We start from the raw sequence: 6,050 nt of genomic DNA, 5'->3' as shown, positions 1-6,050 counted from the left end.
GGGTTCGGGAGTGGTGTTGGTGTGCCTCGTCCGTGACCACGGCGTGCTGCCAGGGGGACGGTAGGCGGTCCAGCCAGGCCAGGCCCGATGCGCCCATCGCCACCGCCGCTGTCGCATACGCGTCGGCCACGCCCAGGTCCGGACCCACCACAGTCACCGAGCGCAAACCCGTCGCCGGTACGCCCCGGCGCGGGTCCAGCACGTGGTGGCCGCGCTCGTACACGCCCGAGGTGGCGACCGCCATGTCGGTGCCGGTCAGCACCAGACAGGTCGCCGCCGCGTCCCACGGATGCCGCACCCCGATCCGCCACGGCTCACCGGCCGCGTCGTGGCCGCGTACGCGCACGTCGCCGCCCGCGTTCACGCAGTGGTTCGGCGCGCCCGCGGCCACCAGCCGGTCCGAGGCGACCTGCGCCGCCCAGCCCTTGACGTAGCCGGACGGGTCGAGGCGACCGGTCGCGTACGCGTCGAAGAACCCGTCGGTGGCGGTCCACAGGTCGGCGCAGGCGGCCAGCACGGCCCGCAGGTCGGCGGAGGCGTCGGCGGCCCGCAGCTCGCCCCGGTCGATCCGGCACACCTCGCTGTCGTCGCGGTACGTGCTGAACCGCGCGTCCACCTCGCGCAGCCAGCCGAACGTGTCCTCGGCCAGTTCGTGCAGGGTCTCCGGGGGCAGGTCGTCGGCCAGGTCGAGGCTGATCGCCGTACCCATGATGTGTTCGACCCGGCGAAGGCCGCGCCGGGCGGACGGACCGGGACCGACGGCACCGGCATGAGCCGGCACGGTCACGCCTTGTCCAGCGCGGCCTGCAGCGACTGCTTGTACGCGGTGCTGGTGTAGGTGGCTCCGGACACGGTGCTCAGGTTGGCGCTCTGCCGGGCCACGACCTCGCCGGAGGTGCCGCTGTAGCGGGCCTGCACGTCGTCGCTGCGCTGCCCGGACTGCCCGCCCAGCGGCAGTCCGATCGCCGTGGCGTCGACGATCCGGCTTCCGCTGAGCGTGATCCGGACCTGGAGCGAGCCGTACTCGTAGGTGACCGACGGCCCGGTCACCGTGCGGGTGGTGGCCTTGGGCGCGCTGGTGGTGGTCCGCGGCGCGGCCGGTGTGGTGCGCGTGCGGGTGCCACCGCGGCTGGCCGCGCTGCGGTCGGCGGACGGCTTCGGGGTCGGCTTCGACGAGGCGCGCGGCGACGGGGTGACGCCGGGCGCGGAGCCGGTGGGCGAGGGCGGCTCGGGCGCGGCGGAGCCGCCCGGGGCGACCGGGGCCAGCGCGGCCGGTACGTCCGCTCCGGCCTGCCCGGCGCCCGGCGCGCCCTTGAGCACCACCAGTGCGGTGGTACCGGCGGCCAGTCCGGTGATCGCGAGCAGCGCGCGACGCATGGGCGGTGCCTCTCCTACAGCTCGAACGCGGTCAGGTGGATCTGGCGGCGGGGCACGCCTGCCGCACGCAGCGCGGCGACCGCCTCGTCGACCAGACCGCCGGGGCCGCACAGGTAGACGTCGCGGCGGGTCAGGTCGGGCACGAGCCGGCGCAGGCCCTCGGGGTTCATCACCTGGCGGGGGCCGGGGTCGTCGCGGCGGCCGACGACGTACCAGACGGAGGTCTGCCGGGCATGCGCGAGCCAGTCCAGCTCCTGGTGCAGCAGCACGTCGGCGGGGGTACGCGCCCGGTAGATCAGCGCCGCGCCGGGCGGCAGCTCCTCCAGCATCGCCCGCAGCGGCGCGATGCCGCTGCCCCCGGCGATGAGCAGCGCCCGTTCCCGGGTGCGGTGCGCGGCGGTGAACGTACCGGAGGGGCCCTGCGCCCAGACCCGGGTGCCGGGCGTGAGGTCGCGCAGCTCGGCGGTGTACCCGCCGACGACCTTGACGGTGATCCGCAGCCACCTGTCGTTGGCGGCGGCGGAGACGGAGAACGGGTGCGACTGCCACCAGCAGCCGGGGTTGAGGAAGCGCCAGCGGAAGAACTGGCCGCCGAGCAGGTCGATCTGGTTGAGCCGTTGCCCGGTCAGGTAGACCGAGACGGTGTCCGGGCTCTCCGCCACCACGTCGGCGACGCGCAGCCGGTGCCGCAGGTTGAACACCAGCGGGGCGAGCATCCGGCCCCACACCAGCGCGGCCACGACCAGCAGGTACGCGGCGATCCAGCCGGTACGCACCGGACCGGGTTCGTAGAGCTGCGCGCCGTTGCTGAACTGGTGCGCGTACCCGAGCAGCAGCGTGAGGTAGCTGGCGGCGTGCAGCAGGTGCCACAGCTCGTACGGCAGGCGGCGCCGCACCGCGCGTACCGCGGTGAACGCGACAGCGACCAGGATGCCCGCGGCGACGAACGCGGAGACCATGTCCTCGTAGTCGGTCAGCAGCGCGCCGACCTCGCCGAGCACCGTCTTGCGTTCCTGGCGGGAGTAGCCGACCACCAGCAGCGACATGTGCGCGAGCACCGCCACCAGCAGCGTCGCGCCGAGGTCCCGGTGCAGCCGGGAGATCCGCTCGCCGCCGAGCGCGCGTTCCAGCACGCCGAGCCGGCTCATCATCAGCACCTGGACCAGCAGCAGGTAGCCGGCGAGCAGCCCGGTGATCCGGCCACCGGCGGTGAGCAGGTCGGCGGTGTCGGCGAGCGATCCGGCCGGGGTGTCCAGCCACCACGGCAGGACCGCGGCGACCAGGCCCAGCCAGAAGAGCACGGCGAGCGCCCGCCGGCCGCCGGGTCCGCGGCGCGGACGACCCGGGGGTACGGGGGCAGCCGGACGGCCGCCGTACGGGGCGGGATGCCCGGTACGACGGCCGGCGGCGCGGGTGTCCTGGTACGTCACGCGTAGATCTTGACCGGGGTGAACTTCTGCCGGGGGAAGACCTTGTCCACCTGGGCGGTGGTCAGGCCGAAGCGTCCCTGCGCGACCGATCCGTAGACGTTGAACATGTTGTTGTATTCCGGCACGTCGCCGCTGTCCAGCTTGTCCAGTCCGTTCCAGGTGCCGAGCAGCGAACCGGCCAGCTTGCGGCCGGACAGCACGGTGACCACGCCGCCGTGCCCGTGGTCGGTGCCGCCGCCGTTCGAGCCGACCCGGCGGCCGAACTCGCTGGACACCATGATGGTCACGTCCGCCGCCCGGTCGCCCAGATCGGTGAAGAACGCGGCCATCGCGCCTGCGAGTTCGTTGAGCCGCCGCCAGAGCTGGCCGCCCTCGCGGGTGCCCTGGTTCTCGTGGGTGTCGTAGCCGCCCATGCCGACCGTCGCCACCCGCACGTTCGCGCCGCCCTTGATGAGCTGGGCGAGCTGCTTGAACGCGTTCCCGACGCCCTGGTACTCGACGCCCTCGGCGGCGGCGTACGGCTTGGCGGCGAGCTTCTGCGCGGTGGCCAGCGCGCCCATCCCCTCCTGCACCGCCTCCTCGACCGGGTGGTTGATGCCGGTGAACAGGCCGCGGATCGCCTTCTCGGTGGCCGCCCGGAACTTGTCGTCGCCGTTGAGCCGCAGGTCGCCGACGCTGTTGAGGGAGATCGCGCCGTTCACGCCGACGAGCGAGCGGGGCAGCGTGCTGCCGATGCCGACGCTGCGGAACGCGGTGCCCTTGCCGAGCGAGTCGACCAGGCTGTCCAGCCAGCCCCGGCCGCCGGTCTCGCCCGGCAGGCCGCCCAGGTTGCACGCGTCGGCGGCCTGGAAGTGGCTGCGCGACAGGCGCGGGTCGGACACGGCCGGCACGAAGCCGAGCTGCCCGGCCTTGAGCCACTTGTCCAGCGGCGCGAACGCGCTGGTGAGCTTGAACCCGCGGGCCAGCGCCAGCGAGTCGTCACCGAGCAGCAGGTCGGGGCGTGCCTTGGCGAGCACCGGGTCGTCGGCCGGTGCGACAAGGCTCAGCCCGTCCAGCCCGCCGTAGAGGAAGACGTGGATCAGCGTGCCGGTCTTGGTCGCGGCGAACGACGCCGAGGTGGTGACGAACTGCGCCGTCGCGAGCGCGGTAGCGGTCGCGGCGGCACCGGCGACAAAGGTACGCCGGGTGACGCCCCGGCCGTCCTGCTGCGCCTCCTCGATCTCCTCCAGCCGGCGGTACCGGTCGGCCTCGGCCGCGTTCTCGGCCGCGACGATGTCCGCCTCCGCGCGCAGCAGCGCCTCGGCCGGGTTGTCGGCCAGCCGCCGCAGGTCGGGGCACTCGGGGTGCAGGGGGTACGGGTTCACGGTCATCTCCATCGAATGCCTCACCGGAGGTGGTGCTGGGGGGACGCGAGGATCGTCCGCGCGACAGCGGCGATGGCCCCGTTGAAGGTGGCGTCGACCTTGGCGCTCTCGGCCACACCGGCCACGGCGAGCACGAGCTTCTTCTCCTTGGCGCTGAGCTTCTGCTGCACCAGCCGCTGGGCCAGCGCGTCCACGTACGCCCCGGCGGTGGCCGGCGGCTTCGCGACCAGCTTCTCCGGCTTGACGAAAGTGAACTGCTTGCGCCAGCCGCCGATCAGGTCACCGGCCTCGTTCCAGCCGTCGATCATCGTCCCGGCCGAGGTCCAGGCCAGGTAGACGTCGGCGTAGCCGTCCGGGGTGGGCTTGCCCATCGGGTACTGGCCGAGTTCGCGCATCTTGTCCTGGATCTGCCGCAGGCCCTGCGCGAACGGGGTGCGCCGGTTGTCGCCGGTGAAGCCGGGGGCCGCGTCCGGCGAGACGCCGAGCACCCGGTACGTGGCGACCAGGTACTCCATCGGGCGGCGTACCTTCTGGCCGATCGCCGCCCAGAACTCCGAGGAGCTGAACAGCGTCGCCAGCACCGGCCGGATCTGTCCCTTGTTCGTGGTGTACGCCTTCGCGAGCCGGTCCACCACGGACTTCGGCGGGGTGTCGGAGACGAACCGGGTGGCGAGGTTCTGTGCCACGTACCGGGCGGTCGACGGGTGCATCGCGATGTAGCGGATGTACGAGTCGATGACCTTGTCGGCGGCCACCGGGTCGTCGGAGTTGTTGGCGTGGCTGAACCCGAGGATCTTCACCTTGCCGAGGTAGTGCCGCTCGGCGAAGAACTTGTACTTGCCGTCGGCGACACCCCGTCCGGTCTGGAGCAGCGCAGCCTGACGGACGTCCTTCTCGGTGTAGCCGCCGTCGACGCCGACCGAGTACAGCTCCAGGTTCTCCCGGGCCAGGTTCTCGTTGACCGCGTCCTTGCGCGAGTCGACCTGGTTCAGGTAGAGCAGCAGCGCCGGGTGCTTGTTCGCGGCGACGAGCATCTCCGGGTAGCTGCCCAGCGCGTGCTTGCGGATGACGTCCCGGTCGAACGCGTTGCGGTAGTTCTCCCCGCCGTCGAAGTCGGCGGCGACGTGCAGGAAGTCGTTCCAGAAGTCGACCATCACCTCGAACAGCTGCCGGTCCGACCAGATCTGCCGGGCGATGGTGGCGTCCACCGTCTCGCGGGCCGGGTCGACGCCCTTCTCGTTGAGCTGCTCGCGCTGGTCGCGCAGCTGCGTCGGGCTGAGCTTGAGCGACTGCAGCTCGGCCAGCTTCAGCTCGGCCTTCGTCGGGGCGATCTTCTCCGGTTCGAGCTGCTGGCGCAGCCAGTCGTCGATGCCGAGCCGCTTGATGTCGGCCATCACCTTCGGGGTGGCGGCGAACGTGGTGCGGGTGGCGAGGTGCCGGATCGGGTCCTTGGCGAGGACCGTCTTCACAGTCACCTTGGTCGCCTCGGCGGCGGCGGCCGGGCTGCCGTAGAGCCGGCCACCGGACGGCGCGTTGCGCTTGAGCGCCTCGCCGGCCCGGGAGCCCATGTAGCTCTCGTTCTGCTCGGTGTAGGTCCGTACCGTGCTCGGCTGCTGGCCGCTGGGCCGGGCCGCGTTGCCGTCGGTGGTCACCGTACCGGTGGCGTCACCGGCCGGCGCGTCACTGAACAGGCCGCGCACCTGCGGGGACATGGCCAGGGCGGCGCCACCGGCGACCACCACGGCACCGCCGAGGGTGGCCAGCGCCCGGCGCCGGCCCCGCTTCGGGGCCTCGTCGCCGTCGTCGTCCAGGTCGGGCAGTCCACCACCGGGCGGCGGGCCGTACCCGCCGCCCGGTGGTGGACTGCCCGACCTGGACG

5 protein-coding genes are annotated in these 6,050 nt (G+C 72.8%); all 5 read right to left on the bottom strand.

From position 1 onward, the window contains the following. A partial coding sequence (locus ABD52_RS35760) for an FAD:protein FMN transferase (RefSeq protein ID WP_047894653.1) occupies nucleotides 1-709 on the bottom strand: 709 nt, incomplete at its 3' end. 74 nt (nucleotides 710-783) lie between these two features. Then, nucleotides 784-1,377, bottom strand: a complete 594-nt coding sequence (locus ABD52_RS35755; RefSeq protein WP_013287793.1) for an FMN-binding protein — start codon at nucleotides 1,375-1,377, stop codon at nucleotides 784-786. Between the two features lie 14 nt (nucleotides 1,378-1,391). Then, nucleotides 1,392-2,807, bottom strand: a complete 1,416-nt coding sequence (locus ABD52_RS35750; protein ID WP_047894652.1) for a ferric reductase-like transmembrane domain-containing protein — start codon at nucleotides 2,805-2,807, stop codon at nucleotides 1,392-1,394. Then, nucleotides 2,804-4,177: a DUF1501 domain-containing protein gene (locus ABD52_RS35745; protein WP_235437663.1), complete on the bottom strand. Its 1,374-nt coding sequence runs from the start codon at nucleotides 4,175-4,177 to the stop codon at nucleotides 2,804-2,806. The genes ABD52_RS35750 and ABD52_RS35745 overlap by 4 nt, the downstream gene beginning before the upstream one ends. A 14-nt stretch (nucleotides 4,178-4,191) precedes the next feature. After that, nucleotides 4,192-6,050, bottom strand: a 1,859-nt coding sequence (locus ABD52_RS35740) for a DUF1800 domain-containing protein (RefSeq protein WP_047894650.1), incomplete at its 5' end; no start/stop codon positions are given.

It is taken from the genome of Micromonospora sp. RV43, assembly GCF_001029515.1.
Lineage (GTDB): Bacteria > Actinomycetota > Actinomycetes > Mycobacteriales > Micromonosporaceae > Micromonospora > Micromonospora aurantiaca.
The sequence above is the reverse complement of the archived record's forward strand: the minus strand, read 5'-3'. Positions and strand labels throughout refer to the sequence as shown.

What these genes read in the sequence shown, in the direction of transcription:
- ABD52_RS35745 (WP_235437663.1), bottom strand. Translation starts at nt 4,177, where the DNA reads ATGACCGTGAACCCGTACCCCCTGCACCCCGAGTGCCCCGACCTGCGG.
- ABD52_RS35755 (WP_013287793.1), bottom strand. Translation starts at nt 1,377, where the DNA reads ATGCGTCGCGCGCTGCTCGCGATCACCGGACTGGCCGCCGGTACCACC.